Below are 1,960 nucleotides of genomic sequence, written 5' to 3'. Positions count from 1 at the left end.
GTAATAGAACTAGCTGATTCGGATAATAAAAAAATAGCGGCTTTTGCTGCATCTTCTACATTGGCTAAACGACCCAAAGCACTTCTTCGTTTAATACTATCAAGTTTATCCCCCTGAAGACCAGCCGTCATAGAGGTCTCCATATAACCGGGCGCCAAAGTATTCACTGTGATATTTGCCTTTCCTAACTCCCTAGATAAAGATTTTGTAAAACCACTTAGAGCCGATTTCGAAGCGCCGTAAACACTTAACCCATTGAATCCTGTTGAACCAATAATTGAACCTACGTTTATTATTCTACCTGTTCGATTTAACAACATAACTCTAGATAAATATTTAGTAAGCAAAATTGGTGCTTCTACATTGACCTTTAATAGAGTGCTTATGTCATTTTCATGCATAGTAGCTAGTACACCATCGTGACCTAATGCAGCATTGTTAATCAGTGCATATGGTTTACCGTGCAATTTTACAAGGCTTTTCGCCAGAGAAGAGATTTTTTCTGTTTCAAAAAAATCGAACTCATGAAAACTTATGTTATCGATGTTATCTTTAACTAACTGTCGAAACTCATCGGTAATAGTACGGCTTATACCAACTACTCTATATCCATTATTTAAAGCCTCACGACTTAATGCTAATCCTAGGCCTTTTGAAGCTCCTGTAATTATAACTAAAGGTTTCGTAAGTTATTCCTTAACATCTTCCCAGTCACGCCAATATCAATAGACTCTACAATTTTAATTACTGCAGGTACTTTAAATGATTCCAACTTATTCCTGCAGTGTGTACTTGCCAATTTTTTAATTTCAGCACTTGATAATTGACTTGGGAGATTATCAGTATTTAAAACAATCTCAGCAACTACTAATGCGCCTAAAAAAGCACTTTTTTGACTAGATACTTTAGAAGAAGCTACAAACTTCAAAGAATTCAGAACTCTTTCAACTTCTTCAGGAATAACTTTATTACCTCCAACATTTATTGTCCCACTACTGCGTCCCCTAAATAAAACTCTATCACCAATAACTTCGACCAAATCACCAGAATTAATATAGCCATCAATGTCCATATTCAGCCCTTCTTTCAACAAAGCAGAAGCACCTCTATTACTTCTAATCCACAATTCATTTTCTATAATTTTTAAGGTCAAATCACTTGACTGACTTTCAATATATGCAAGTGGAAAACCTTCCAAGTTATCTTTGACTGAAAACCCGACTCCTGCTTCTGTTGATGCATATATATGAACTATTTTTGCATCTCTAAAGACACTACTTAAACCATCAAGAATCGGTTGATCAGAAATCTCGCCGCCTAATGAAATCACCTTTAAATTCAACTCTTTAGAGATAGGTGTCATTAACAATTTTCTCCAGTATGACGGAGTTGCAGATAATGCATTAACACTGCAGTTCAAATAAAACTTAATAGTCTCTGAGAATAAGTCATTTGAAGTGTGAATTACAAGACATGAACCGGAAGATAGGGCTTGAAAATAAACTTGGAGCCCGGAAAATCTATTTAAATCATAGCAAACCCCCCAAATATAATCTTTACCTTTACTTAAATCCTTTATACTCGAAGATAATAAAGACTTCAAAGTATATAAAGCTAACTTCGGAGTGCCTGAAGTACCAGAAGTAGCAAGTAACCAATGACTTGAATCATCAGATTTCATTTCTCCTTGTGTATCAACTAAAGATTCAACTATAATTTCATCGTTGCATATCACTACTCTATACTCGATGTTCGATTTTAAATAAAAATCACACAAATCAGAATCAGTACAGTCTTTAGGTTGCAAAAAAATTAATGATGATAAGCTCTCTACACAAGGTAAGTAGATGGCAAGAGATACTCTAGAATCTGTAGAAATAGCACAACGCTTTCCCTTGAGATAACTATAATTCAAAGAAAAATCATCCATCTTCAACTTTAATTCACCATAAGTTAAAGT

Annotated in this window: 2 protein-coding genes; both read right to left on the bottom strand. The window is 34.6% G+C overall.

The genetic code is table 11. The annotated features are described in order from the left end of the window. Window positions 1-671: SDR family NAD(P)-dependent oxidoreductase (locus tag CXF82_RS01295; RefSeq protein WP_102043544.1), on the bottom strand; the 671-nt coding region annotated here is incomplete at its 3' end. Window positions 672-673: 2 nt separating this feature from the next. Continuing rightward, window positions 674-1,960: AMP-binding protein (locus CXF82_RS01290; protein ID WP_102043543.1), on the bottom strand; the 1,287-nt coding region annotated here is incomplete at its 5' end.

It is taken from the genome of Shewanella sp. GutDb-MelDb, from assembly GCF_002836075.1.
Taxonomy (GTDB): domain Bacteria; phylum Pseudomonadota; class Gammaproteobacteria; order Enterobacterales; family Shewanellaceae; genus Shewanella.
This window is presented reverse-complemented; position numbering and strand designations above follow the sequence as displayed.